The 25507-nt window shown below is 35.0% G+C and carries 25 protein-coding genes, 5 tRNA genes and 1 pseudogene; 18 read left to right on the plus strand and 13 right to left on the minus strand.

Going from position 1 to position 25507, the window contains the following annotated elements:
• Window positions 1-10 precede the first annotated feature (10 nt).
• Both thrS and infC read left to right on the plus strand, forming a co-directional pair.
• Complete coding sequence (gene thrS, locus ONG75_RS06085; RefSeq protein ID WP_264376018.1) at window positions 11-1912, plus strand: threonine--tRNA ligase; 1902 nt, start codon at window positions 11-13, stop codon at window positions 1910-1912.
• Between the two features lie 11 nt (window positions 1913-1923).
• Window positions 1924-2442, plus strand: a complete 519-nt coding sequence (gene infC, locus ONG75_RS06090; protein WP_010404127.1) for a translation initiation factor IF-3 — start codon at window positions 1924-1926, stop codon at window positions 2440-2442.
• Between the two features lie 22 nt (window positions 2443-2464).
• Here the strand turns inward: infC and nuoF are convergent, their stop codons facing one another.
• Entirely contained in the window at window positions 2465-3718 is a 1254-nt protein-coding gene (gene nuoF / locus ONG75_RS06095; RefSeq protein ID WP_064085745.1) for an NADH-quinone oxidoreductase subunit NuoF, read from the minus strand.
• Between the two features lie 17 nt (window positions 3719-3735).
• Window positions 3736-3808 (minus strand) — tRNA-Lys (locus tag ONG75_RS06100).
• Between the two features lie 299 nt (window positions 3809-4107).
• Here ONG75_RS06100 and ONG75_RS06105 point away from each other — a divergent pair.
• The 4 genes and pseudogenes from ONG75_RS06105 to ONG75_RS06120 all read left to right on the plus strand — a co-directional run bounded on the left by ONG75_RS06105 (window position 4108) and on the right by ONG75_RS06120 (window position 5731).
• Window positions 4108-4183 (plus strand) — tRNA-Ala (locus ONG75_RS06105).
• A 17-nt stretch (window positions 4184-4200) separates the two neighbouring features.
• Window positions 4201-4265, plus strand: a tRNA-Val gene (locus ONG75_RS06110).
• 257 nt (window positions 4266-4522) lie between these two features.
• Complete coding sequence (locus ONG75_RS06115; RefSeq protein ID WP_264376019.1) at window positions 4523-4891, plus strand: hypothetical protein; 369 nt, start codon at window positions 4523-4525, stop codon at window positions 4889-4891.
• Window positions 4892-4920: 29 nt separating this feature from the next.
• Window positions 4921-5731, plus strand: a pseudogene (locus ONG75_RS06120) (IS630 family transposase).
• Window positions 5732-6027: 296 nt separating this feature from the next.
• Here the strand turns inward: ONG75_RS06120 and ftsA are convergent.
• A complete protein-coding gene (gene ftsA, locus ONG75_RS06125; RefSeq protein ID WP_264376020.1) occupies window positions 6028-7266 on the minus strand; it encodes a cell division protein FtsA in 1239 nt (412 codons plus the stop codon).
• A 137-nt stretch (window positions 7267-7403) separates the two neighbouring features.
• Between ftsA and def the strand changes: the two genes are divergently transcribed.
• From def to ONG75_RS06140, 3 genes are all read left to right on the plus strand, one after another.
• Window positions 7404-7943 carry a peptide deformylase gene (gene def, locus ONG75_RS06130; protein ID WP_010403849.1) on the plus strand — a complete coding sequence of 180 codons (540 nt, stop codon included), beginning with the start codon at window positions 7404-7406 and terminating at the stop codon, window positions 7941-7943.
• Window positions 7933-8706, plus strand: coding sequence for a uracil-DNA glycosylase (locus ONG75_RS06135; RefSeq protein WP_264376021.1), 774 nt, complete (start codon window positions 7933-7935; stop codon window positions 8704-8706). The genes def and ONG75_RS06135 overlap by 11 nt, the downstream gene beginning before the upstream one ends.
• Before the next feature lie 446 nt (window positions 8707-9152).
• Window positions 9153-9680 carry a demethoxyubiquinone hydroxylase family protein gene (locus ONG75_RS06140; RefSeq protein ID WP_007302313.1) on the plus strand — a complete coding sequence of 176 codons (528 nt, stop codon included), beginning with the start codon at window positions 9153-9155 and terminating at the stop codon, window positions 9678-9680.
• Window positions 9681-9811: 131 nt separating this feature from the next.
• Here the strand turns inward: ONG75_RS06140 and ONG75_RS06145 are convergent, their stop codons facing one another.
• Window positions 9812-11044 carry a hypothetical protein gene (locus tag ONG75_RS06145; RefSeq protein ID WP_264376022.1) on the minus strand — a complete coding sequence of 411 codons (1233 nt, stop codon included), beginning with the start codon at window positions 11042-11044 and terminating at the stop codon, window positions 9812-9814.
• Between the two features lie 249 nt (window positions 11045-11293).
• Here ONG75_RS06145 and purF point away from each other — a divergent pair, with 249 nt between their 5' ends.
• Together purF and tnpC are read left to right on the plus strand one after the other, a co-directional pair.
• Complete coding sequence (gene purF, locus ONG75_RS06150) at window positions 11294-12679, plus strand: amidophosphoribosyltransferase (protein WP_264375095.1); 1386 nt, start codon at window positions 11294-11296, stop codon at window positions 12677-12679.
• 417 nt (window positions 12680-13096) lie between these two features.
• Window positions 13097-14479, plus strand: a complete 1383-nt coding sequence (gene tnpC, locus ONG75_RS06155; RefSeq protein WP_264375454.1) for an IS66 family transposase — start codon at window positions 13097-13099, stop codon at window positions 14477-14479.
• A 149-nt stretch (window positions 14480-14628) separates the two neighbouring features.
• Here tnpC and ONG75_RS06160 read toward each other — a convergent pair whose 3' ends face one another.
• Genes ONG75_RS06160 through ONG75_RS06175 form a run of 4 tightly spaced genes read right to left on the minus strand, consistent with a single transcriptional unit; the run spans window position 14629 to window position 17423 of the window.
• The gene (locus tag ONG75_RS06160) at window positions 14629-15108 is read right to left on the minus strand and encodes a dihydrofolate reductase (protein ID WP_264376023.1); all 480 of its coding nucleotides are present in this window, start codon (window positions 15106-15108) and stop codon (window positions 14629-14631) included.
• A complete protein-coding gene (gene folP, locus ONG75_RS06165; RefSeq protein WP_264376024.1) occupies window positions 15105-16358 on the minus strand; it encodes a dihydropteroate synthase in 1254 nt (417 codons plus the stop codon). The genes ONG75_RS06160 and folP overlap by 4 nt, the downstream gene beginning before the upstream one ends.
• On the minus strand, window positions 16355-16741 hold the full coding sequence (locus ONG75_RS06170) for a dihydroneopterin aldolase (RefSeq protein WP_143689820.1): 387 nt from the start codon (window positions 16739-16741) through the stop codon (window positions 16355-16357). The genes folP and ONG75_RS06170 overlap by 4 nt, the downstream gene beginning before the upstream one ends.
• A 22-nt stretch (window positions 16742-16763) precedes the next feature.
• A complete protein-coding gene (locus ONG75_RS06175; protein ID WP_264376025.1) occupies window positions 16764-17423 on the minus strand; it encodes a CADD family putative folate metabolism protein in 660 nt (219 codons plus the stop codon).
• Between the two features lie 180 nt (window positions 17424-17603).
• On the opposite strand from ONG75_RS06175, the gene ONG75_RS06180 reads away from it, so the two are divergent.
• On the plus strand, window positions 17604-18737 hold the full coding sequence (locus ONG75_RS06180) for an alpha/beta hydrolase (RefSeq protein ID WP_052264773.1): 1134 nt from the start codon (window positions 17604-17606) through the stop codon (window positions 18735-18737).
• A 15-nt stretch (window positions 18738-18752) separates the two neighbouring features.
• Here the strand turns inward: ONG75_RS06180 and ONG75_RS06185 are convergent, their stop codons facing one another.
• The 4 genes from ONG75_RS06185 to ONG75_RS06200 all read right to left on the minus strand — a co-directional run bounded on the left by ONG75_RS06185 (window position 18753) and on the right by ONG75_RS06200 (window position 20822).
• The gene (locus ONG75_RS06185) at window positions 18753-19130 is read right to left on the minus strand and encodes a hypothetical protein (protein WP_264376026.1); all 378 of its coding nucleotides are present in this window, start codon (window positions 19128-19130) and stop codon (window positions 18753-18755) included.
• A 549-nt stretch (window positions 19131-19679) separates the two neighbouring features.
• A tRNA-Ile gene (locus ONG75_RS06190) sits at window positions 19680-19756 on the minus strand.
• A 39-nt stretch (window positions 19757-19795) separates the two neighbouring features.
• The gene (gene trxA / locus ONG75_RS06195; protein WP_064085368.1) at window positions 19796-20122 is read right to left on the minus strand and encodes a thioredoxin; all 327 of its coding nucleotides are present in this window, start codon (window positions 20120-20122) and stop codon (window positions 19796-19798) included.
• Between the two features lie 79 nt (window positions 20123-20201).
• Entirely contained in the window at window positions 20202-20822 is a 621-nt protein-coding gene (locus ONG75_RS06200; RefSeq protein ID WP_007302121.1) for a ribonuclease D, read from the minus strand.
• A 159-nt stretch (window positions 20823-20981) separates the two neighbouring features.
• Here ONG75_RS06200 and ONG75_RS06205 point away from each other — a divergent pair.
• The 6 genes from ONG75_RS06205 to ONG75_RS06230 all read left to right on the plus strand — a co-directional run bounded on the left by ONG75_RS06205 (window position 20982) and on the right by ONG75_RS06230 (window position 24032).
• Window positions 20982-21054 (plus strand) — tRNA-Gly (locus tag ONG75_RS06205).
• 102 nt (window positions 21055-21156) lie between these two features.
• Window positions 21157-21612: a hypothetical protein gene (locus tag ONG75_RS06210; RefSeq protein ID WP_264376027.1), complete on the plus strand. Its 456-nt coding sequence runs from the start codon at window positions 21157-21159 to the stop codon at window positions 21610-21612.
• Between the two features lie 194 nt (window positions 21613-21806).
• Window positions 21807-22088: a hypothetical protein gene (locus tag ONG75_RS06215; protein ID WP_264376028.1), complete on the plus strand. Its 282-nt coding sequence runs from the start codon at window positions 21807-21809 to the stop codon at window positions 22086-22088.
• Window positions 22089-22286, plus strand: coding sequence for a hypothetical protein (locus ONG75_RS06220; protein WP_264376029.1), 198 nt, complete (start codon window positions 22089-22091; stop codon window positions 22284-22286).
• A gap of 41 nt (window positions 22287-22327) precedes the next feature.
• Window positions 22328-23212: a GTPase Era gene (era, locus tag ONG75_RS06225; RefSeq protein ID WP_064085366.1), complete on the plus strand. Its 885-nt coding sequence runs from the start codon at window positions 22328-22330 to the stop codon at window positions 23210-23212.
• Window positions 23205-24032: a 3'-5' exonuclease gene (locus ONG75_RS06230; protein ID WP_264376030.1), complete on the plus strand. Its 828-nt coding sequence runs from the start codon at window positions 23205-23207 to the stop codon at window positions 24030-24032. Before era ends, ONG75_RS06230 begins: the two co-directional genes overlap by 8 nt.
• A 42-nt stretch (window positions 24033-24074) precedes the next feature.
• Here ONG75_RS06230 and ONG75_RS06235 read toward each other — a convergent pair whose 3' ends face one another.
• Window positions 24075-25379, minus strand: coding sequence for a lipase family protein (locus ONG75_RS06235; RefSeq protein ID WP_264376031.1), 1305 nt, complete (start codon window positions 25377-25379; stop codon window positions 24075-24077).
• Window positions 25380-25507: the final 128 nt, after the last annotated feature.

Consider the following 25507-nt stretch of genomic DNA (forward strand, 5'->3'; position numbering starts at 1 on the left):
GGTCTAATGAATGATAAAAGTTACCTTTTTATCCGAACAAAAAGTAAAAGAATACAGTGGTAGAGTCACTGGCTTTGATATATTACAACCGGATGCTTTGAGAGAAGCAATTGCCTTTAAGGTAAATGGTGAGTTGTATGATCTCTCACGTGAAATTGAATCTGATACAGAGATAGAGGTAATACAACTGAGTGACGAAGCGGGTTTAGATATAATAAGGCATGATGCTACTCATATAATGGCGCAGGCAGTAAAAGAGCTCTTTCCTAATACTCAGATTACTATCGGGCCAACAATTCAAGATGGTTTCTACTATGATTTTGCTACAGATCGTGCCTTTACCACGGACGATCTTACTGCAATAGAAAAAAAAATGAAGGAAATTATAAAAAGTAACCACAGATTCGTCCGAGAAGTTTGGACTCGTAAGCAGGCAATTGATTTCTTTAGTGATATAGGTGAAAGATACAAGGTTGATATTGTTTCATCAATACCAGAAAACGAAAACCTAACTGTTTATAAACAAGGCAACTTTGTAGACCTATGTCGTGGTCCGCACTCACCATCAACTGGCAGAGTTAAAGCGTTTAAACTTATGAAAGTAGCAGGTGCATACTGGCGTGGCGATTCTAAGGGCCCAATGTTGCAAAGAATATATGGCACCGCGTGGAGAAATAAGGATGAATTAAATACTTATCTTAAACGTCTGGAGGAAGCAGAAAAACGCGACCACCGCAAAATTGCTAAGGATATGGACTTATTTCACATTCAAGAGGAAGCTGTTGGGCAGATTTTTTGGCATGAACAGGGATATACTTTATATAATGTTCTTGAGTCTTACATCAGAAAAAAGTTAATGAACAATGGCTACTTTGAGGTAAAAACACCTATTTTAGTAAGCAAAGAGCTGTGGGAAAAATCGGGACATTGGGATAAGTTTCGTGAAAATATGTTCATTATTGATGAATCTGAAAGTAAAAAGCTAGCAATAAAACCCATGAATTGCCCTTGTCATGTGCAGATTTTTAATTCTCACACCAGAAGCTATCGTGATTTACCGATACGTATGGCAGAGTTTGGCACATGCCATAGAAATGAAAGCTCAGGCTCATTGCATGGAATGATGCGAGTGCGTGGTTTTACGCAAGACGATGCACATATTTTTTGTATGGAAAAACAAGTGAATTCTGAAACTGTAAAGTTTTGTGACCTCTTAAAAGAAGTATATTCAGAACTTGGGTTCAATGAAATTTCTGTGAAATTTTCAGACCGTCCAGATACTAGATCAGGTAATGATGAAGTGTGGGATAGAGCTGAAAGAGCACTGCTTGAAGCAGTTAAAGAAGCAGGGCTTAGTTATGAACTTAATCCTGGTGAAGGTGCATTTTATGGTCCAAAGTTAGAGTTTGTTTTGAAAGATGCAATAGGTAGAAATTGGCAATGTGGAACGTTGCAAGTTGATTTTATTTTACCGGAGCGGCTTGGAGCTTTTTATATAGGAGCAGACGGACAAAAGCACCACCCTGTTATGCTACATAGAGCAATTCTTGGAACTTTTGAACGTTTTATTGGGATTTTGATAGAAAATTATGCAGGAAAATTTCCAATTTGGCTTGCTCCAACGCAACTTGCTATTCTGACCATTATAAATGAAGCTGATGGTTATGCTACTGAAATCAGCAATATTTTAAAAGAACAAGGTGTTAGAATTAAGACCGATTTGACCAATGAAAAAATTAGTTATAAGATACGCTTGCATAGTTCAAATAAGGTACCTATATTATGGGTTATAGGTAAAAATGAGATCATCAATAGAACTGTGTCAGTGAGAAATTTAGGGTCAGAAGAACAAGAGTCTTTTCCTTTGGAAAAGGCTACTGAATTGCTTTTAAAAAGTATTAATTTGAGTTAAGGGAGAAAAACTTGCAAGTTCAAAAGAATAATAAAAACAAAATTAATGAATTCATTACAGCTAAGGAAGTACGCTTAGTTGATCATAATGGTGAAATGGTTGGAATTGTGCCATTAAGACAAGCTTTGGAAGTTGCACAAGGTGTCAATTTAGACTTGGTAGAAATTGCACCTGATTCAACTCCTCCAGTATGTAAAATACTCGACTACAGTAAACAAAAATATGATGCAAAAAAGAAGGCAAGCGAGGCAAAAAAGAAACAAAGAGCATTAACTATAAAGGAAATTAAGCTGGGCCCCAATATTGATAATCATGACTATGAAACAAAATTGCGTCAAACAAGAGATTTTCTTATATCTGGGCATAAAATCAAGTGCACAATGAAATTTAGAGGTAGAGAGCTTATAAATACTGAGGTTGGAGTGGAAAAATTAGAACGGCTAATTCGAGACACTGAAGATATTGCAAAGGTAGAGCTAGCGCCTAAAAGGGAAGGAAATCAATATTTTCTAACTCTGGTTGCTAAGTAGTAAAACGACTTAAAAGTGTAAGTTAAGTTACTGCCCTATCTTCAATTACATGACGAAAATGTCTGATTAGCCCTTGCACTGGCCAAGCTGCAGCATCGCCAAGCGCACAAATTGTATGTCCTTCTATTTGAGTTGTAAGGTCAAGTAGCTTATCTACTTCACCAGGTTTAATATTTCCTGCTACCATTCTTCTCATAATTCTCCACATCCATCCAGTACCTTCACGACATGGTGTACATTGCCCACAGGACTCATGCATATAGAAATGTGATAATCTTTCTATTGCAGCTATTATGTCAGTTGATTTATCCATCACTATCACAGCAGCAGTACCAAGCCCTGATTGTACAGCTCTCAATGAATCAAAATCCATTTCAATAGTATCGCATATAGATTTTGGAATTAATGGTACTGAAGACCCACCAGGTATTACAGCAAGTAAGTTATCCCAACCTCCTCGCACTCCACCTGCATATTTTTCAATTAATTCACGTAGTGAAATTCCTAGCTCTTCTTCAACATTACATGGATTATTTACATGCCCTGAAATACAAAAGACCTTAGTGCCAGTATTATTTGGTTTACCAAGAGATGCAAACCACTCTCCTCCGCGATTTAGGATATCTGGAACCATAGATATAGTTTCAACGTTGTTTATTGTAGTGGGGCAGCCAAAAAGTCCAACACCTGCGGGAAATGGAGGTTTCATGCGAGGAAAGCCCTTTTTTCCTTCAATGGATTCGAGTTGAGCTGTTTCTTCCCCACATATGTAAGCTCCTGCACCCCTATGGATAAACACATCAAGATCATAACCTGACTTGCAGGCATTTTTTCCAATTAAGTTTTCTTTATAGGCTTCCTCAAGTGCTTTTTTTAGAACTAAATGTTCATTATAAAATTCACCCCTGATATAAATATACGCAGCTGATGCGCTGATCGCTCTGCCAGCCAGAAGAATTCCCTCAAGTAGCTTGTGTGGCTCATATCGTAATATGTTTCTGTCTTTACATGTACCAGGTTCTGACTCATCTGCATTGACTACTAAATATGCTTTTGGAGGATTTTTAGGCATAAAGCTCCACTTAAGGCCAGTAGAAAATCCTGCACCCCCTCGACCTCTCAAGCCAGATTTCTTTACTTCATCAATGATTTTTTCTGATCCTAAATCCAGTAATTCCTTTGTTTTTTGCCAACTACCACGTTTTTTTGCACCCTCAAGTAGTGGTGTTTCTTTACCATTTAAGTTTGTGAATATTTTGTCCTGTTCTTTTAGCATGCTTTTAAGATTCTAAGTGATCCCGACGCGATTCGAACGCGTGACCCACTGATTAAAAGTCAGTTGCTCTACCGGCTGAGCTACGGGATCATTTTATTTTTCAGCTATACTAAACAGTAATATAGTTTTTATCCATTTTAATCAAACTAAAATTTTCATGTGTGGTTAAATAAATTATATAATGTACTGTATTAGTGATAATTTAATTAAAAATTTTTGAAGGAAAACTTCTTGTTAATTCAAAGATTCATTTGGTAAAGCTGACGTACAACTCTAAAAAGATAGAGAATTATACATAAATGCAGAATTTGTGCACTATTTAGCAATAGCCTCACAAATAAATATTTCTTGCATTTCAGCCTGAGTGATTTATGCTTTAAGCAAAAGTTGGGGGCATAGCTCAGCTGGTAGAGCATCTGTTTTGCACGCAGAAGGTCAGCGGTTCGATCCCGCTTGCCTCCACCAATCCACAAACAAGAAAAGGGCGGTTAGCTCAGTTGGTAGAGCATCTCGTTTACACCGAGGGGGTCGGCACTGTCATCGCCCATTAAATGGAGAGTTTTTAGCCAAAATTTAAAATACAAAAATACACTAAAAACTAATCAAATAAACACGGTATCTCACTGTCAATATTTACCCATAAAAACTCTATATTTTACATAATCTATTAAGAATACTCTCTATTTCTCTACAATATAGGGTATTTTTCAACAATTTAGATAGAGTAAACAAGTCAATAAAAGAATTTAATTTGACAGTAGAGAGAGGTTTGTTTTGAAAAATATTTTAGATTGAGAAAAATTAGTGCTAAGTTGCAAAAATCTTTTTTTAACAGTATACTGTAATAACACTAAGGTACTAGTAGTGACAGGGATTACACAAGAAAAATACTCATCAAAAACTCTAGCATCAGAACTGCAAAATCTTCCAGAACCTAGAGCAAGTCTTAATTCAGCTTATGAAAGCAGTGATATTGATGAGAATATTATTTTAGAACTTCCACTCAATAATTTGCTTTGTCTATTAGAAGCTCCTAAAGATGGCGACGAAGGAAGAAATGCTCGGTCAGGGTATCAAACATGCATAGATTTTATAAGAACTCATTATATTGTAAACGAGCAAGAAATAAACTCTAAAAGTATAGCTCTTTTCATAATAGTCCAAACGAGGTAAAATAAGGTTTTATAGTAGTGAAGGTAAGGATGCCAGCAGCATATAGTTATAAAAAAAGCAATGGAAGCACTAGAAGAAGGAGAGAGCAGGGAAACGGTGGCAGCAAGATTTAAAATTGGAAGAACTACGTTATGGGAGTGGCAGCAAAGAAGAAAAGAAACAGGAGATTTTCAGTCAAAAAAACTTGGAAATGGAGGTTATAATCACAAAATTACTGACTGGAATAAATTTACTGAATTTGCTAAAAAATATGGTGGTATCGGAAATGGCTAAGCTTTGGAGCAATGTTAGTATCCCAACGATCCATCGAGCTCTTAAAAAAATTGGACTCACACGCAAAAAAAGACATATGGATACAAAGAAAGAAACGAAGAAAAACGCGCTGAATTTTTGAAAATTATAGCAACAAAAGAACCTCAAAACTTAGTTTATATAGATGAGTCTGGACACCGAGTTATGGATATTGCCAGAAGGGACAGAGGTTTTATGCTCTAAAATCTGGTAAAAAAATTCAACGAATCAGTATGATTGCAGCCTTAAACGGCAGAAAAATAGTTGTTCCGTTAACATTTGAAGGCCACTGTAATATGGATATCTTTAATAAATGGTTTGAGCAGTTTCTGACACCGATTTTGAAACCTGGACAAACTGTTATCCTTGATAATGCTACTTTTCATAAGTCTAATAAGATTTGCTAAAGGAGTTGGCGCAGAAATTTTATATCTACCGCCTTATTCTCCCGATTTTAACAAAATTGAGCATCATTGGTTTGCTATAAAAAACAGAGCTAGTCCTCTATTCACATCTTTTCGTCATGCTGTTGATTCCGCTTTTCTATAAGCTTTTCGGACTATTATGAAAAGAGCTATAAATGGCTATTTATAATGAATTTTGTCAGTAACTGCCAGTTCTTTTCACTTGAGCGATGCAACAAAGCCCACTGGGATCCAGCCTGTTTTATCTTTTATCATAGAATGAGACGTTCAGCATATTCATCTTTTTCCATTACCATATCATAAACAATCATTCCATGGGAGCGCATAATTTCAGGTGTATGATCACGAATCAATTTATCAATCTTGAAATAATTTTCTTTATACTTCCTTTGACGGATATCAAAACTTTATTTGGTAAAATCAAACCGTGACTTTCGATTTAACCCAATTATACAATTTACTCATTTTACCATCTTGACCGAGCATTCCAGAGTTATTTTTATAAAAAGTGTCAACTATTAGCTTGATAGAGCCTATGGCAGCAGAAAATACGGGATTTTTATCATACTCGCCATCAAGGCCACTGAGAGACTCAGGGCATCCAATGCGGACTTGTTTGTTGAATATATAGCTTGCAATCTCTTTCATGCTTGTGAGTTGACTGGTTCCACCTGTGAGCACTACTTTATTGATTGGATCTTTTTGTTCTTGAAATTGTTCTCTTACCAGTTCAAATATCTCCTCAACTCTAGGTCTTATGATGTCAATAAGTTCGGACTTGGGTACTCGAGTCGGTTCATCATTTTCACTGTTTTGCAGTGTAATATATTCGTTCTCATCTATTGAAGTTACGACAGTGCTACCGTATAGTATTTTTATGCGTTCAGCATGCTCTATACTTGTGCATAGTCCATAAGCTATATCTCGAGTGATGTGAATGCCACCAATTGGAATGCTGCTTGTGTATATAAGCTTTCCTCTCTTAAAAATTCCAATTGCAGTACACCCACCCCCTATGTCAACAATGGCAGTTCCTAGCTCTTTTTCATCTTCACTTAGACAGGCAAGGCCTGAAGAATATGCGGAAGCAATACAACCAGCCATACTTATCCCGCTATTATTAGTTATACAATTTTCAATGTTGGTAAGCGCTGGACGCGAAGCAGTGACGACATTAACATCAGCAGATAGTCTTTTTCCGTACAATCCACCAACCTCTTTTATATCAGTCATGTCATCCAAGTGATATTTCAGTGGTATATTGTGAATGATAACATTTTCTTCGATATATTTCTCAAACGTCTGAAAGACTACACGTTTTATATCTCGGTCTGAAATTTCGTGATTAGCTGCAATAATTTCGTTATATACGTTAAAAGATGAGACTCCACATCCGGCTACATTCACATATATCTGGTCTATAGTCTCTTCTGATACTTGCTCAGCTAAACCTATAGTTGATGAAATAGAGTAACTTGCATGCTTTGCATCAGTTATTGATCCACCGCTTATACCTTCTGCACTTTTATAACCCGTTCCTATTATTTTATAGCTGAAATTGCTATTGATCTTAACAATGAGACAGATAATTTTTGTTGTACCTACGTCTAAAACGGCAAAAACATTTCGCTTTGGTTTTATTATTACTGCAGAGTACATTAGTTGACCTTATGACACAATTCCATTCAAATTGTAGCTTCCTTTAATAATTTATATTTCTATTAAAAATACAGCAACATTTTAATATACCCAAAATACTGTACAAAGGAAAAAATAAAACATAAAATTTTAATTTTATGTCTAAATTGCCAATTGTAATTGCCCCTGATGAAAGGTTAACTACACGTGCCAGTGAAGTAACAGATATAAACGATAAAATTAAAGAATTAGTAAACGACATGTTCGAAACTATGTACCATGAAGATGGTCTTGGCCTTGCTGCAGTGCAAATTGGAGTGATGAAGAGAGTTTTTGTCATGGACGTTCAGCCAGAGAAGGCTGAAGATGGGCCAGCAGGATATGAATCAACTGGCAAATTTTGCATGATTAATCCTGAAATTACAGAATTATCGGGTGAACAAGTAATTCTCAAAGAAGGGTGCCTTTCAATTCCAGAGCAAAGCCATGAAATTAAGCGTCCAAAATATTTAACTGTGAAATATAAAAATTTAAATAACGAAGAACAGACGCTAAAAGCTAGTGGTTGGCTTGCAAGGTGTATTCAGCATGAGTTAGATCATTTAAATGGTATATTATACGTTAGACATTTGTCTAAATTGAAGTACGATATGGCTATGAAAAAAGCTCAAAAGGTTAAGAGGCACTATGAACAATGAAGATCTAGAATTGTTGAAGTTCTATCATGAAGTGGGTGTTGACTGCACGCTAACTGAAGGTGAAGAGGAAAAAAAAGTGGAAAATGAGAGAGCTGCACAGTCTTCTGTCATCGAGCAGAAAAAAGCCATGTTCCCAAGTGACTGGATCATTAAAGCAAGGAAGCTTGCAAGTGAATGTGGTAGTGTAGATGAACTAAGAAGTGCAGTTAAGTCATTTGAGGGTTGTGAAATAAAAAAAACTGCAACTAATACTGTTTTTTCTGATGGTAATCCGAATGCAAAAATCATGCTTATTGGTGAAGCACCAGGAGCAAATGAAGACCTGAAAGGCATACCATTTTGTGGTGCAAGCGGAATGCTGCTCGATAAGATGCTCGGTGCAATTAATCTGGACCGCACTAAGGTATATATAAGCAACACCGTGTTTTGGCGTCCACCAGGTAATAGAAAACCAACTGATCTAGAGCTTGATATGTGCAGACCATTTGTTGAGAAGCATATTGCTCTTGTTTTACCGCAGATTCTAATTTTAGTTGGAGGAATTGCATGTTATAGCCTTCTTGATAACACAAAGACTATATCGAACTTGCGTGGCAAATTTCATACTTATACTAACCAATATTTATCTCATGCAATTACCACAGCCGCTATATTTCATCCAGCCTATCTACTTCGTCAACCAGCACAAAAACGCTTAGCTTGGGAAGATTTAAAGAAGATTAGAGAATATCTTGATAATACTAATAACCACACGGATGTTTAGCTTACTACTCGTTATCATCTTAGTACCGGCTAATTGCATTAAATATTGAAAAATTTACTAAACAGAGAAAAAGGCACAAGAAAATCTATCAGCTACTACCTATTTTTTTAATTGGCGTTTTTCATTGTATTAAATGCTTTGATAAGCGCATTTTAGCTTATGTGGGTAAAAGTTTTATAAAGACATAGAGTGCACATAGTGCAAAAAATTAAACATCAAGTATATTGAGCTTTTTGTCGTTTTATCTGCACAGACTGAAGATAAATAATATATCTTCACCCTTATTTTAAGGAGAATGGCGGAGTCCGTCAAGTAACTCTTGCCGTTGCTATAGCTGCTTGAGTTCCTGTAATCACAATGTTGGTGCAATGCACGCATGGAATTTTATTTACTCTATAATATGTTGGTTTATAGTAGTACTAATGCAGAAATAAAGGGAGGAGACATTGGAAAGCAATATAAAAAAATTGAAAGGAAATTTTTTAGAACAAGCAATTAGAGTAAATCATGCTGGCGAATATGGAGCCATTTGCATTTATTCCGGTCAAAAATTTATTCTTAAAAAATCTTCCATAATTGACAAAATAATTGAAATGGAGGAGCAGGAAAAAAAACATTTCCACTATTTTAATGAGAAAATCAAGGAGCAAAGAGTTCGTCCTACTGTTTTGTTGCCAGTTTGGGGTGCTTTAGGGGTATCACTTGGTGTTGTAACTGCCATGATGGGTAAAAAAGCCGCTATGGCTTGCACTGCTGCAGTTGAAGAAGTGATCGGAGAGCACTACAAGGAGCAAGTCTTACATTTAGAAGATGGGGAATTAAGAGAAACTATAAGTAAATTTCGCGATGAGGAATTAGAGCACAGAGATATTGCAATTCAGCACAATGCCGAAAGCGCACTTGGCTACAACGTTTTATCTTTGTTCATAAAAACAAGCTGCAAAGCTGCTATTTACCTCTCTAAATTGATTTAATCAATCACTATTTGACAACCAACCACATTTGCCTTTAGTTCTTGTGCTAATTGCTGCCCCATATCCTCTACTACAATCGAATGCGTATGAATGTTTATAATTAATTTCTTAATTATTATCCTAAAAATACATTAATTTAATCCCCTATTAGAGTTTTCTTGTTGTTGTAAACATGTTTGCATAAGACTAGTAGATGGAACGTTTTTAATAGTCTGAGTTAACTCCTCAGGAATATTTTCAAAACTCTTGCCCATAACTTCTAAAACACTTTTCCCCTGTATAAGACAATTCCCTCCAAAGCTTGATTTGTTTTCTAACTTGCTAAACCTTATTTTGCTTTTCTCATCAATTTCTACTACCATTTTGTTACCATCTTTCCGTAGATAAATACTAATCTCTCCTATTTTAGTAGTAAAAAATATTTCAATACCACCTTTTAAGATATCTGTGTAATTTCTTTTTCCATCTTCTGTAATTTCAACTTTTACTATACTTTCCTCAATCTGAAATATGCCAACTTCTAAATCCTTAGCTTTTTCATTATTTAAAGTTCTCGCAGTTTCAACAATACTACCTTGTGGATACTTAATATAAAAATATTTATTATCTACTTCTACTTCAAGATCATATTTATCAATTTGCTTGTTATTTTCTTTCACAATACCTTCATATGCTAGACCCTCTAGCATTTTTTTCTTACTCTTACATTGTTCGTTAAGATCATTTAAATAATTAGAGCCGTAATATCCGCCTTCAATATCGCTATAAAAAGATAATCCTTTTTCTACCCCACCTTTTAACACTAAATTACGAGTGATCTTTTGTATGATATTTTTTGTAGTTGAATTGTGTGGATTTGCATGAAAGCGATTAATTAATTCTTCCACTTTTTCAAATATAAAATTTGTTACAGTCTTATTATCCTTACCGTAATATGAGTTTAATCTTATTCCTTGATTTAAATAACCCTCTATTATGCGTTCCATGTACTTTAAAACGCTTTCTTGCTCATCGTGTTCTGTTATACCTTTTATCATCTCATCACAAAATTTTTTAACTAGAATTTGTTCATCTGTAGTCAATGGTATTTGCAATTTCGTAGAAGATGAGTCTCGCTCAAAAAGATAAATTATTGACAATTCTTCTGCTCTTTTAATAAAGTCATAACTTCTTAGATATTCTGCAACATCTTTGTTTTTTGCGTACCTTTTCTTGATTAAATCCATATGCCTATCTTTACGACTTATAGTCGGTAATTTTGGATTTGATAAACTACTCTGTTGACTATTGAAGAAGCTGTTAGAGAACTGTTCAGGCTCTAAAATAAGATTACTTTCACCTTGTTTACCTACTTGCTTAGACATATTATATACCATAACCACTAAAACTTTTTAGTGATTACTTCAATACATAGATAAGTCAATAAAAATATCTTTTTCTCTTCAGTGCTAAAAAATTGTCAAAAATCTCAAAATTGGTTAATTGCATATAACCTACTTTCTGGTATACATCAAAACTACCGTAGAAAGCTTCAACTTTGAAAGGGATTAACAAATAAAATTCTTGTACTTTGCCTCTACTAAAGTACAATCAGGCTTTATTTAATATTTTTCATGCTTGATGAAGTACATGAGGAGTGCGGGGTATTTGGCATAAGTTATAACCAAAGTGCTGCTTTTAACTCTATACTTGCTCTCCACGCTTTGCAGCATAGAGGTCAAGAGTCTTTTGGCGTAGTAACCAGTAACAACGATAAGCTGCACTCTTATCACTTTCAAGGCCAAGTGAGCAGTGTATTTGATGATATAGATGAAATAAAGAAATCCTTACCTGGGGATTGTGCAATAGGTCATGTTCGATACTCAACAAGTGGTAGTAAATTTGGAGTGCAGCCCATGTTTGGCAAAAGTGGCAAATTTGGGGATTTTGCCATAGCACATAATGGTAATTTAATTAATATTTCTCCGATACGCGAACAATTAATTAAACAAGAGTGCGTTTTTCAGTCAGATATTGATACAGAAGTAGTAGTGCATCTGACAGCAAGCAGTGAAAAAGATAGCTTTTTAGAGAGTTTTATATATGCATTAAAGCAAATACAAGGTGCTTATTCTTTTGTGGCAATCAATCAAGAAGTAGTTATTGGAGTACGTGATCCATCTGGAATCAGGCCTCTTGTTTTAGGAAAGTTAAACGGTTCTTACGTTCTTGCATCTGAAACTTGTGCTCTTGATATAATAAATGCAGAGTTTATTAGAGAAATAGAACCAGGCGAATTAGTTACCATCAGTTCGGATAGTAAGCTAGCCTCAATGTTTCCTTTCCCACAGCAAAAATCAAGTTTTTGTATTTTTGAATACGTTTACTTCTCGAGACCAGACAGCATAATGGAGAAGAGGTCCATATATGATATAAGAAAAGAAATAGGAAGAATACTTGCAGAAGAGAGCCCACCAAAAAACAATGTAGATATGGTTGTACCAATACCTGATTCTGGAATACCTGCAGCTATTGGATATGCAAAGCATTCAGGATTACCTATGGAACTGGGGATAATTCGTAATCATTACATAGGAAGAACTTTTATACAACCCACCGCTGAAGTACGTAAAGTTAGAATAAAATTAAAATTCAATGCTAATAAGCACACTTTGAAAGGCAAAAACATAATTTTAATAGATGATAGTATAGTGCGTGGTAGTACGCTCAGAAATATAATAGTTATGCTAAAGGATGCAGAAGTAAAAGAGATTCACCTCAAAATTTCAAGTCCACCAATTAAGCACTCTTGTTTTTATGGAATAGATACACCAGATTGCAAAGATTTAATTGCTGCGACTCAATCTATAGAAGAGATAAAGGAAAGTATAGGAGTAGATAGCTTAGCCTTTTTGAGTATTGATGGGCTATACAGAGCTGTTAAAGCAGAAAAACGTAACAATGCTACACCGCAATATTGTGATGCTTGTTTCACTGGTGACTACCCAATTGGTAAGTAATCTATTATTAATGAAGGTGAGGTTTTTTCTATGTTATATTAACAGTTTTAAAAATAGATTTTTTGCATAACCATATAGTTTTTGCCTGGGCGTCATTTGAGTGAAAACTACTTTACAAATTTCGTCATTCCCTTTACTATGATACTAAGAGTATTTATCCTTATTTTTGACCTGCAGGCTCAATCACAAAATCAGTAAAAAACTCAAATATTTATTGGCAAATTACACAAAAATTATAGCGGCTTTTTTTATTTTTTCTACATTCAGCCAAAACGCGCTTGTTAGCACATTATTATAGCGCCAATTTACATTATAAAACTCGTCACACGGGGATTCTTCGTATCCGTTCAGCGGAGTGGCAGAATAAGGTAGACAAGGTGATCTAAAAAGATAATCATAGAGCAAAAGTGAGGTAATGTGGTAAACCTTTTAGAGCTTTGCAAAAATTTACAGCAAAAAATAGAAAAGTTAGAAGCAAAAATAGAAAAGCTGGAAAGGGAGAATGAAAGTTTAAAAGCAGAGAACAAGGCTTTAAAGATAGAGAACGCTGAATTAAAGGAAAGGCTTGGTTTAAACTCGAAAAATTCATCTCTACCAAGCTCTAGAGAGTTGTACAAAATAAAAAAGGACAAGCCAAAGAGCGACAGAAACGTTGGTGGTCAGGTTGGTCATAAAGGAAGTTTTCGCGCCAAAATGGATGCAGATGAGGTGATAAAAGTAAAGTTGTCATCTACTTGTGAATGCGGAGGAGGGATTGCAATATGCAATGGACCGTACATTCATCAAAAAGTTGATCTTCCGGAAATTAGGCCTTATGTAGTGGAATATCAGATGGAGCATGGTCGTTGCCGGAGATGCGGAAAAAGAAGAAGCAGTAAGTTACCAGAAGGTGTTACGTCAGATACATTTGGTCCAAGGGTTAAGTCAATAATTGCAGCGTTCAGCGGATTCTACAAAAATTCAAAACGCGAAATAGCGAGTGTCGTAAATGATATCTTCAATTTGAACATAAGCGTCGTTAGCATATCAAATAGTGAACATAGAGTTGCTTCAAAATGCAAAAAAATGTATGAGCAGATCGAACAAGAGATAAGTAGGAGTAAAGTTCTACATATTGATGAAACGAGCCATTATAACAAAGGTAAACTCGCTTGGTGTTGGATGTTTGCAAGCAATACGGCAAGTTTTGTGAAGTTGACAGAGTCAAGAGGAATGAAAGTTTTAAAAAATAACGCATGCTGCAATCATAATAGCTTAGTGGTAACCGACAGGTACGCAGTATACAATTACTTTGCTGATGAAAAAAGGCAAATCTGCTGGGCACACTTAGCAAGGGATTTTGAAAGATTAGCGCATAGTTGGAATATTGAAGTCAAAGTTCTTGGCTGTTACTTAAGAAATGTAGCTACTGAATTATTTGCACTAAAAAAGGCTTTGCTAAAAAATGAGATAGATGTTTTTAGATTTGCCAGACGTGCCAGAAAGTTGCGAAAACGTACAAGGTATTACTTGAAGGAAATATCCTACTTACCTGAAGCAATTGGAGCCTCTCGAGTTGCGAAAAATATTTTGAAATCTGAAAGAATGATGTGGAATTTTTTAGATGACCCAAAAAACATTCCGCTGACAAACAACCATGCTGAACAGCAGATACGGCATTATGTCGTTTACCGCAAAAATTCGTATTTTACACAATCAAAGCGGGGAAATGCATTCCTTGAACGGATAATTTCGTTATACTTAACATGGAAACAAAGGGGTCTCAATCCTTTCCAAAACCTCTTATCTATTGTTTCTTAAACCACTCTCCTGAACGGATACGATTCTTCTGCCTTTTTTCTTCGTTTGGTAAATTTCTTAATATTTATAGCTAAAGCTTCAGGCTAGCACTTGATGCTGGAATCCAGCTTTCATTAGAAACGTTGATTACTTTTATGCTAATAATTTTACTACTCTGCTGAACGGATACAATTGAATATAGTATAGTCTTCTGTTCTGACGAGAATAGTTTTATTCCATCCATCAAAAAATGCTAAATTGAGGTATGTATCACCCTTATAGGGCTTGTGAATTTCAGTTATAATAAATTCTGAGATTAGGTTATGCTCTAAAAAAAGGTGTGCTATTTGTGCCCCACCAATCACAAAGACTTGAGAACTACTTTGAATTGACAGAAATTCTTGCATGGAAGAGACAACAGTACATTTTGGACCTCTATTAAGACACTTGTTACGGGAGAAAACAATAGGTGTACGATTCTTTAGTATGCTTTGAGGCACGGTTTCAAATGTCTTTCTTCCCATCACAATAATTTGTTTATCGGTCACTTGACAAAAATGTTTAAACTCACTTGGATAACGCCAGGGCAAATCATCATTTATTCCAATTACCCCATTAGGGTCAACAGCCATAATTCCAATAATCTTCATCTCTGTAAGGCAGCTTGGGCTACAAAAAATCTCATGTGGTCACGTACATTATGCACTCTAAGGAAATCAACCTTATTGTGCAGTATAGCAGATGTAGCAATTGTTTCTAAATCTCTATTAGAGGCAGGCTCTGTGGAAAAAGAAGAAATAAATGACTTTCTAGAATGGCCAACTAAAACCTTGCAGCCAAAATTTTGTAAAGTTTCTATACTGCGTAAAATCTGAATATTCTGATACATAGATTTGCCAAAACCAATACCAGGATCAATAATTATTGAATTTTCATCAAAACCAAGGTCAAGTAACCTATTAATGCTCTTCTCTGCCCAATTATTTATGATATCAATTGGGTCAGTGTCATGTGGAATAATATTGTCCTTATGTGGTGGTATCGAAAGTGAATGCATAATAACGACACTACACCCACTGCTAGCAACTTCTTTTAAGGTATTACTACTCAGATCTCCCTTCTGATCATTTACCCAGGCAATATTGTAGTGCTTCAAAACGTTTAAAATAATGTCTGGCCAAAAACTATCAATGCTGACTTCAATATCACCATTTTTCATATAGTCGCTAAGATTATCAAGTACTGGTTTTAGACGTTCATACTCTTCCTCTGGCGTCTTTATTGAAGCTCCAGGCCTTGTTGATTGAGCTCCAAGATCAACTATGCTTGCACCATCTGATACCAGCTGCAATGCCTGCTTGGTTGCTCGATTCGCATCATAATAAAGACCACCATCTGAAAATGAATCAGGGGTAATATTGACGATACCCATAAGCTTTGGTGAAAGCGTAAAACTCTTTGAAAAACAGTCTTGAACATTGAAAGCAAAGGTTTTGTTAACCATTGCCATCAAGTGGAGCAAAAATGGTCTATTTACTAATTCTGGGTGAGGAATTTTAAGGTCAGGTATATCAAGCGTTAGATCATCCCATAACAAAATATCTAAATCAATAACACGAGGTGCCCATTTTTCGTAGACTTGTGGACGACCAATGTCACATTCAATTTGTTTTAAGCCTTTTAGTAGCTCCTCAGGAGAAGAAGAACAACTTCCATAGACAATCATGTTAAGAAATGGCTTGTTCCAATCAGGTGGAGCACCATTTGGTAAAATAGCCTTAGTTTCTAGAATGATCGAAGACTTTAAGTCTTTTAAATAGCGCTTCTTTAGTAACTCAGTAGCTCTTTGTAAATGGGAAAGGCGATTCCCTATATTTGATCCAATAGAAATATAGATCATTCTTGCAATTCATTACAGTAAGTAAAAAAAACGCCCCCATGCACACCAGGAACTGGTGGTGCGATTTTGTGAGTAGTCACCCTGACAGAAGAAATAATATGCTTCTTTCGCAGCAAAAGGTTATTAATGGCTCTGTATATCTCATGAGTTAAATGCTCGATTAAATTAAATTGCTTGCCCTGAACAAGAGATTGAATATTTTGCACTACTTCCAAATAGCAGATAGTATCTTTAAGTTGATCAGTTGTAAGCCCTGAAGGAGGAGATTTAAAAGTGAAATCAACGTCAATACTCACCAATTGGGGAGAAAACTTCTCTTCTGCACTACATCCCAAATGAACCCAAAGCCGTAAATCAGATATAAGAAGATTACATGCTACCACTGAATTTAGTATCTACTTATAATTAATGACAAACATCAACATTCATCATGCCATCAAGAAAACCCCATAAGAGTTTTGCTCCTTTTTCAGCGCCTTGCATAACTTTCTCTTGTTCTTCTTCGTTTAAATCTGCAATAAGGTTTGCACATTCTTCAGAATGCCACTCATCAGCTCCCATATGAACGGTAAAAAATTTGAGAGAACGCTCATCATTTATTGAATAGTGTTTTTTCAGACCTTCAATTTTAGACTTAGAAACCTCTGGAGTTTGACGTTCATAAGCGTACAGAGCTCCAAGACCTGCTGCAAAATCTGATTTTACAATGTCAAAATAACCATCAACTAATTCTCGTGTCTCCTTAATTTGTGCATTTTCACAAAGTTCTGAACGTGCTACTCCCAGTCCTTCAGCAAAACGCTGCCATAATTCTGGGTGATTCTCGTCGCCTTGTTCTTCCTCTATTAAATTACCAAGTAAAACTTGCCGCATTTTCAAATTCGGACACAAGGAATGTATACCGCTGATATAACGAGGAAAAGCAGCAACATGGTGATAATATTCCTTAGCGTAGGTTTGCAGAGCCTGCAGGCTTAAGCCACCTTCATTCCATGACTCGTAAAATGGGTGTTTTAATAAGTGTAAACTATCTAATTGATTATTAAGTAATTGAACAAATGTCATAAATAAACAGTAAATTGTTTTAGGCTACGTTTAGGTTTATCAAATGTCAAGAGGCATTTCTCACTACTACTTTAATTCCAATAAATATAAAGATAGATACGCTATAGGTTAATTTTTTAGTAAAATTGATTTTTTCTAAAATTTCATGTATTATTAAATCAATATAGTGAAAAACGCAAAATGAAAGTAACAGAAGAAAATACAATAAAAATTAGGGAAGAGTTCGTAGAAGTTCAAAATGGAATGCGAATTCAAAAGATAGTGATGTCAAACTCGAAGAGCAGTGCAGATAGCAGAAAGAAAAAGCATATAGTTTACTTTCCAGGGCTTACATATACTTTTGAAAAAGAGCCAAATGAAGACAAAAGTGAATGGAATTGGGCAGCTGAAGCAGGTATGGATGTTCACCTTATTAATTTTCCTGGTTCTGGAAAAAGCAAAGGCCATTCTTTAAACGGTCGAAATCGAGTAAATGCAGGAATTGGAGTCATTTCAGATCTTCTAAAGCAAGGCATTCACCCAGACAATATAGTACTGTATGGAAGCTGTGCTGGAGGACCAATAGCTGCGGAGGTTTATAAAAAGTTTAAAAAAGATGAAAATATTCATTTAAGATGCATTATCAATAAATCCTTTAGCTCATTCAAAAAACTTGTAGTGAAATTACTACACATATCAAAACCTAAATGGCTATTTCCTCCTATAATAAAATTCATACTCAAATGCTTTGGTTGGCACTTTAAGCCACACACAATAGTAAACGACATTACTCCATACACAATTTGTTTTAACTTAGAGAACGATGGCTTTATTAGTAAGCAGGCAAATATAGGTACTAAAATTGCTGACATAGAAAAAAGTCATAGGAAAAAAAACTACCAAAAAAAAGAAACTTTTGAAGGTTTTGAGCAATATAAAGAGTTTTTTATGGAGCATGCCAACTTAGCTAAAATAAAAAACCTTGAACCTGAAGTTGGAATAATGAAAAAATGCTGGAATAAGTTTCTATCGTTACTACCTATTAAGGCAGATGATATTCACTTTTCTTCGATTACAGAATTGTGCTCATCAAGTGAACACAAATACAATCTTCCTGAGCTGATTTCACTCTTTTTAGAATTCACAGATAATTATTTTGAAAAGAAGGGCTCTCTCAATCAAGAGAAACAACCAGAGATAAAAACAGAAGCGATATGTGGAAAGAATAGTGAAAAAGAAATAGAGGAAAAGAAACAGTATTTTACCAATTTAAAGAATTATTCAATAAGTCAGAATATATCTAAAAAGCTAACATCTCTGCAAATATTGAAATAAGTGTTTCTTTTGTGATTAAAAAAACATTGCATCTAGAGTATCTGCCATAAGTGATAATTCTGTGCTTTCATCATAGAGATTGTTTTCACTAGCTAATAATTTCTCACTAATTTGTGGATAAAATTTAGAAATGCACTCCTTACGGCATTCATCTAGGAATTCTGGGTCTGTCTGTTTTTTTGTGTAGGAATCGCATTTCAACTTACAAAATTTCAAAACTCTAGGATAGTGATACTCACGGCATTCATCTAGGCATTTTTGGTCTGTCTGTTTTGTTTTGTTGACATAGCATTTCTGACGACATTGATTCAGCATAAATTTAATCCCTTTCTCTCTGTTTGATGCTTGTTGTTGCATAATATTCTCCAATTCAAATAATTCTAATATTAGCATGCAAATATGAACATTATGTTAATACCATTACTTTTTAGGTATACATGGCAAATTTATGCCTGGAAACAGTTTTTGGTTATTTCCTAGATTTTCTTTATAAAAACCAAAGGCGCCAGTTGATTTTTATTAGCTAAGGTAAAGGTCAAATATCTGGAATTCTGGACATAAAATCCTCCTGTATAAATTAGAAAAAAATGCAGCGCACATATGACAGAAGTGTGTATACGCTGAAAAAGATACGCTACGTTTTTTATTGAAAAGTTAATTGAAAGTCTGCAGACAAAGATAAACTTTTGAGCTCTTAAAATATCTCTAATTGTCATTATAATCAGATTCAAAATACGCGGAAGTAATTTTTTTTGACAATAGATTTCTTTCATAACCAGGCGTCATCCCAGCTGAGATCCAATAAGAAAACCGCGCTGGAACTTTTGAATTCCAGTTATGCAAGGAATCTAATATCATGGAGTTTTCAAACACTAACAACCAAGTACTTTAATAAGGCAAAAAGCTTATCTAAGAGAGTAGGCCTTGCAATTGTATCAATAGTGGTGGGATTGGTAGGACTCGAACCTACGACCAATTCGTTATGAGCGAACTGCTCTAACCGACTGAGCTACAATCCCTTTTATCAACACCTATAATACACGCAAAAGGAAATTTGTCTACTCGCTTATTTCACTATCAACCCAACTGTGTAAATCATTTATTGCGCCAATTTTGCGTGCAATTTCCTTACCATCTTGAAATATGATTAAAGTAGGTATAGATTGAACTCCATACTTACTTGGCACCTCAGTTTCTCCATCTATGTCAAACTTACAGATTTTGATCTTGTCTTTTCTATCCTTGGCTAACTGCTCGATACGTGGCATCAGACTTTTGCATGGTCCACACCATTCTGCCCAAAAATCTACCAGCACAAATCCTTTGTGGTTAGCAACTTCAGATTCGAAATTTTGATCATTTACCGCTTTAATATCATCACTCATAAAATACCTAAATTTTTATAAATATAGCGTATCAATTAACAGCTGATCAACTAAATTTTTCTGGATTCAAGTGAAGTGATTACATATGATGATTAAAGATATCTACACTCCCCCAACCCATTGAATCTAGCTCAATACGAGTAGGAAGAAATTCAAAGCACTTTTCGGCTAATTCTTTTCTATTTTCACGTTCTAGCATTAAATCTAGCTTTTCCTTTATTTTATGGAGATATAAAACATCAGATGCAGCATAACTTTTTTGCTTGTCTGTTAAATTTTCATTTCCCCAATCAGAAGATTGTTGTTGCTTATTTAATTTTATATCAAGTAGTTCTAAGCACAACTCTTTTAAGCTATGATTATCTGTGTAGGTGCGAACTAAACGTGAGGCTATTTTCGTGCAATAGCAAGGCAGTGCCCAAGTTTGCAGGTAGTAATGTATTATACTCACATCAAATCGCGCAAAGTGAAATATTTTGGTTATATTTTTATCCTCTAATATTTTTCTCAAATTTGGAGCTGTATAATCGTTTTTGAATTGAACTAAGTGAGCGTTGCCATCATTGAAAGAGAGCTGAACAAGGCATAATCTATCTCTGCTATGCAGTAGCCCCATTGCCTCTGTATCAACAGCTATAGATTTTATATCATTCGGTATTGCACTGGCTGGCAGGTCGTCCTTATATATAAATATTCTCATAAATTTAATATGTTTTATGACACATACAATAATCAAAAATGAGTTTTAAGTATACGAAAAGATCATAGAAAATTGGCTCTCATGATTTTCATGCATGTAGGGTTTACAAATTGTAATATGTACCTATAATTAGAAGTAGAATCTAAGCAGAATTTAACTGCGGGAGTAGCTCAGTTGGTAGAGCGCAACCTTGCCAAGGTTGAGGTCGAGGGTTCGAACCCCTTCTCCCGCTCTTTAATTTTAACATAAAAAATTTCCTTCCCCTATTCAACTAGTTCAGCTATACTAAAAGTAGCTAAAAGTTTTTTAGAAAATTATTATTTAGGAGGATTATATGGACAACAAGACTAAAGCAATGTTATTTGCCTTAGGTATAGCTACATCAATAGGAGCACTTACAGGCTTAGCGCTCAGTTTTACAGCTCTGTCACCTTTGGTGATGGGTGGAATTGTTGCTGCAATTCCTGCACTCTTATACTTTGCCCTTTGTACAGGTAAGAGACTCTCACAATCCCAATTCTCTTATGCTCATGATTGCACTCATGCTTGTTTATTTGTTGCAAGTGCTGCAATTGGAGTTGGTCTTGCTGCAGCTACAATGGCTATTTTTCCTGGTGCAACGCTTGGAATGGGATCGGCAGCTTTAGCAGGTGCAATAATAGCACCCATAGCAGTAATTGCAGGGTTCCTTGTAACATTTTGTATTATTGAACCAATAGCTAAAAAAGTGAATGAGTATATTATATCACCTATAGTTGAGCGTTTTTCTTCAAAAGAACAGAGAGTTTAAGTGAGGTTTTTGCTTTTTATTTTGCCTATAAGTGGCTTGTGGAAGTTCGTAAGGTGCAACCTTGCCAAGGTTGAGGTCGAGGCCCTTCTCCCGCTCCAAGATCATTCCATAAAAAAATTGCTTTGCTTATCCAACTAATTCAGCTATACTAAAAGTAGCTAAAAGCTTTTTAGAAAATTAATTAAGAAGATTATATGAATGATAATACTAAAATAATGTTATTTATCTTAGGTACAGATATACCAATAGGAGCACTTACAGGTTTGGGACTCAGTTTTACAGCTTTATCACCTTTGGTAATGGGTGGAATTATTGCTGCGATTCCGGCAGCCTTACTTGCATGTAAATCTATTTATAATAAAAAATTTTCCAAAGAAAGTTTTTTTATTGGTGCTTGTTTATGTGCTGCAAGCTTTGCAACTGGAGTTGGTCTTGCTGCAGCTGCAACTGCTGTTTTCCCTGGTGCAATGCTTTGAATGGGATCAGCAGCTTTAGCAGGTGCGGTGATAGCACCCATAGCACTCATAGCAGTAATCGCAGGGGTATTTGTAACAGTTTGTGTTACAGTTTGTGTTATTGAACCAATAGCTGAAAAAGTGAATGATTATATTATATCACCTATAGTTGAGCGTTTTTCTTCAAAAGAGGAAGAGTGCAATCTACCTGCAAAATAATCCATTGACGTTAGCATTTAGTTTTCTTTATAATTTCCTTTGTGAAAGAAGAAAGATGCTTATTTGTAACGATAGCTGGTTTGCCAAATGCTGGAAAGTCAACGCTGATTAACAGCATCGTAGGCAAGAAAATTGCAATTGTCACCCCTAAAGTGCAGACAACAAGGACACAGGTAAGGGGTGTTGCTATATGCAACAATGCGCAAATTGTTTTTACTGACTCTCCAGGAGTGTTTTCAGCAGAAACAAATCTTGAAAAAGCTTTAGTCAAATCTGCATGGGGAGCAGTTAAGGATAGTGACATTACTTTGTTGCTTGTTGATGTAAACAATTACCTAAAAAATATAGAAAGAATAAAAACGATATTTGCACGACTGGAGCGCACAAAAGGCAGATGCATTTTGGTTATCAATAAAACTGATTTAGTAAAGAAATCAGAGCTCAAGATGGCACATGAGCACCTAAATTTGCTTTATAAGTTTGAAAAAATTTTTACGATCTCGGCACTGAAGAATGATGGACTTTCTGATCTGACTAGTTACTTGTCTGAAATTGCACCGATAGGCCCTTGGTTTTATGAAAAAGATCAAATAACTGATTCCTCAGCTGATTTTTTATCAGCGGAAATTACGAGAGAAAAGTTATTCTTGAACCTACGTGAAGAATTGCCATACTCTACAGCTGTTATAACTGAACAATTTGAGGAAAAAAAAGATAAGAGTTTAGTCATAAAACAGATCATATTTGTATTGAAAGATAATCATAAGAAAATAGTGCTAGGAAAAGACGGCAGTAGCATAAAAAAAATTAATATCGAGGCGCGTACAGAATTGGAAAAGTTATTTGAGTGTAAAGTTCATCTCTTTTTGTTCGTAAAAGTGCGACCTTGGACTGATCGCCCTGAGGAATATATAAGTAATGCTTAATTCTTTGTTAGTATTTGATATTGAAACTATACCAGATGTAAATTCCTGCAAGAATTTACTAAATATTAGTGATGATAGCAGTGTAGAAGAAAAGAGGAACGCATTAACAAAATATCATCTTGAAATAACAAACGGGCAAAACTCTTTTCTGCGTCAGCCCTTCCACCTTGTTGTAGTCATTAGTTTTTTACTTTGTAATATAACACGCCAGAGCGGTTATGAAATGTTCACACTACAAGAAATAAGATCTGGAGGCACAGTAAACTCCAATGAAAAAGAGCTAGTAAAGGGATTTTTTAACTACATATCAGAGAAAAAGCCAAGAATAGTTTCGTTCAATGGACGCACTTTTGATATACCGGTACTGAAGTACCGTGCTATGGTTCATGGCATTCAAGCAGAATATTTTCACAAAGCTGGCGATAAGTGGAATAGTTACAATCAGAGGTACAGTAGTGATTGGCATTGTGATTTGCTTGAATCTCTCTCTGATTTTGGAGCTTCTGCAAGAATGAAGATGAACGAAGTTTGCGCAGCATTTAATCTTCCCGGTAAGATTGGAGTTGATGGTTCACAAGTTATGGACTTATATGATAGTGGCAAAATACAAGAGATTCGCGATTATTGTGAAACAGATGTGATTAACACTTATTTGATTTATTTGAGGTTTATGCATCATCAAGGAAGAATTACTACAGAAAGCTATAATAAGAGCATAGAAGAACTGCTTTTAGAATGCGAAAAAAAAGAACACCTAAAGAAATTTAAAGAAGAATGGAAAATAACTTCTGGTGAAAATTTTTATATTGAATTTAAATGAATAGATGCTACAGAGCAATCTAATGATTGCTCTGTATAGTAGTTATAAACTCCTTGTAGTAGAAAAGACATTTTGATGTGCCCTTTGCTTAACTTCTGCTTGTTCAAGCTTAGAAAAATTTTCTAAGTTTTTATCTTGGTATTCCTTTTTTACTTTCTCGAAAAAATTTTGTCCACTAAGAATATAATTACCTAAATTAGCAGCATAATATTGAGCATTACCTAAAACTGCACAGTTAATTCGACTTAATATTCTCGAAGGGTAATAAAAGAGAGAAACGTTATTGTTTGATTGGAAGTCATTCTCATCCATTATTTTAATGGCTTCATGATAACCATCCATTTGATGAACAAAATATCCTTCAGGTACTGATATTCTCAATTGTGCACCTACATGAGCATAACCACAAATACCAGGTGATACCGCTGGTACTGGGTCTTGTCTATGTTGAGTTACTCTAATGGTTTTTTCTTGAAGAACATCATTATAAAATTCACTAGCAGTAAGATCAAAAACTCGTGGATCACCAAAAGTTGCAACATGAACATCTTCAGCTCCTTCTGTTTTATTGAGGCATAAAGCAGCTATCTTAGCAATAGCTCCTCCCATACTGTGACCTGTGAGATTGATTTTAAAATCTTTGATTTCTGATTCTTGTTTTTCAGCATAAGATTTCAAAATGCCATAAAGATTAGACCATGAATCCGTAAATGAATTATAAAAACCACGATGAATTCTTCCACCTTCTGGTAAAAATTCTGAAGTAGTAAAAAGTACATTTGCATCAGTGATTCCATCATTGAGGCCACGAGTACCGTGGTAAGCTACCGTTATTTCTTTACCTTTTATGAAAACATGACCAGCATCTTCCTCAAAACTATTACTAAATGGAATGATTTCATAACCTTCGCTGATAAGTTCAGCTCTAGTTTTATACATTTTTTCAGTAGATGGAATAATTTCAAAATCTTCTGCAGTTTCAAATTCAGTTTTGTATACTCCTTGAGCTAGGTTATTACATCTTTTTTTACTTAATTTATCATCATCATCGCCATAGCTTATCTTGCAGAAATTACCCATTTCTAATAATTTCTCTCGATCAAATCCTGCAATTTTTACAATACTTTCATCTATTTTATAGTCAGAAGGTAAAGAACATGGCTCATTTGGATCAGCACGATTTATAAATTCATAATCTTCAATGATCTCAAATTCATCGTCATATTCTTTCATCTCGTATTTGCCATCATCTACTGAAATAGAATCTGGCTGTTCAGTATTACCTGGCTCTGAGCCTGTAGCAGCACCTGTAGTGCTAAACCAATTTCGTAAAAAACTAAAATCCATAAATACCTTAATTATTAAAAATAAAACAATAATTCACTAATTATAATATAAACTAATATTATTGTCAATAGTTATATTAATATTTTAATCTTTATGTACTTTCACTTGAGTAAATTTTACTTCCATAG

Origin of the sequence: Wolbachia endosymbiont (group B) of Sphaerophoria taeniata (genome assembly GCF_947179355.1) — a bacterium.
Taxonomy (GTDB): Bacteria; Pseudomonadota; Alphaproteobacteria; order Rickettsiales; family Anaplasmataceae; genus Wolbachia.

Bases quoted from the DNA above. Each gene is read 5' to 3' on its own strand.
- thrS (WP_264376018.1), top strand. From the start codon at position 11: ATGATAAAAGTTACCTTTTTATCCGAACAAAAAGTAAAAGAATACAGT.
- nuoF (WP_064085745.1), bottom strand. From the start codon at position 3,718: ATGCTAAAAGAACAGGACAAAATATTCACAAACTTAAATGGTAAAGAA.
- ftsA (WP_264376020.1), bottom strand. From the start codon at position 7,266: ATGTACTCTGCAGTAATAATAAAACCAAAGCGAAATGTTTTTGCCGTT.
- def (WP_010403849.1), top strand. From the start codon at position 7,404: ATGTCTAAATTGCCAATTGTAATTGCCCCTGATGAAAGGTTAACTACA.
- ONG75_RS06135 (WP_264376021.1), top strand. From the start codon at position 7,933: ATGAACAATGAAGATCTAGAATTGTTGAAGTTCTATCATGAAGTGGGT.
- ONG75_RS06145 (WP_264376022.1), bottom strand. From the start codon at position 11,044: ATGTCTAAGCAAGTAGGTAAACAAGGTGAAAGTAATCTTATTTTAGAG.
- purF (WP_264375095.1), top strand. From the start codon at position 11,294: ATGCTTGATGAAGTACATGAGGAGTGCGGGGTATTTGGCATAAGTTAT.
- ONG75_RS06160 (WP_264376023.1), bottom strand. From the start codon at position 15,108: ATGAAGATTATTGGAATTATGGCTGTTGACCCTAATGGGGTAATTGGA.
- folP (WP_264376024.1), bottom strand. From the start codon at position 16,358: ATGATCTATATTTCTATTGGATCAAATATAGGGAATCGCCTTTCCCAT.
- ONG75_RS06175 (WP_264376025.1), bottom strand. From the start codon at position 17,423: ATGACATTTGTTCAATTACTTAATAATCAATTAGATAGTTTACACTTA.
- ONG75_RS06180 (WP_052264773.1), top strand. From the start codon at position 17,604: ATGAAAGTAACAGAAGAAAATACAATAAAAATTAGGGAAGAGTTCGTA.
- ONG75_RS06185 (WP_264376026.1), bottom strand. From the start codon at position 19,130: ATGCTAATATTAGAATTATTTGAATTGGAGAATATTATGCAACAACAA.
- trxA (WP_064085368.1), bottom strand. From the start codon at position 20,122: ATGAGTGATGATATTAAAGCGGTAAATGATCAAAATTTCGAATCTGAA.
- ONG75_RS06200 (WP_007302121.1), bottom strand. From the start codon at position 20,822: ATGAGAATATTTATATATAAGGACGACCTGCCAGCCAGTGCAATACCG.
- ONG75_RS06210 (WP_264376027.1), top strand. From the start codon at position 21,157: ATGGACAACAAGACTAAAGCAATGTTATTTGCCTTAGGTATAGCTACA.
- ONG75_RS06215 (WP_264376028.1), top strand. From the start codon at position 21,807: ATGAATGATAATACTAAAATAATGTTATTTATCTTAGGTACAGATATA.
- ONG75_RS06220 (WP_264376029.1), top strand. From the start codon at position 22,089: ATGGGATCAGCAGCTTTAGCAGGTGCGGTGATAGCACCCATAGCACTC.
- ONG75_RS06230 (WP_264376030.1), top strand. From the start codon at position 23,205: ATGCTTAATTCTTTGTTAGTATTTGATATTGAAACTATACCAGATGTA.
- ONG75_RS06235 (WP_264376031.1), bottom strand. From the start codon at position 25,379: ATGGATTTTAGTTTTTTACGAAATTGGTTTAGCACTACAGGTGCTGCT.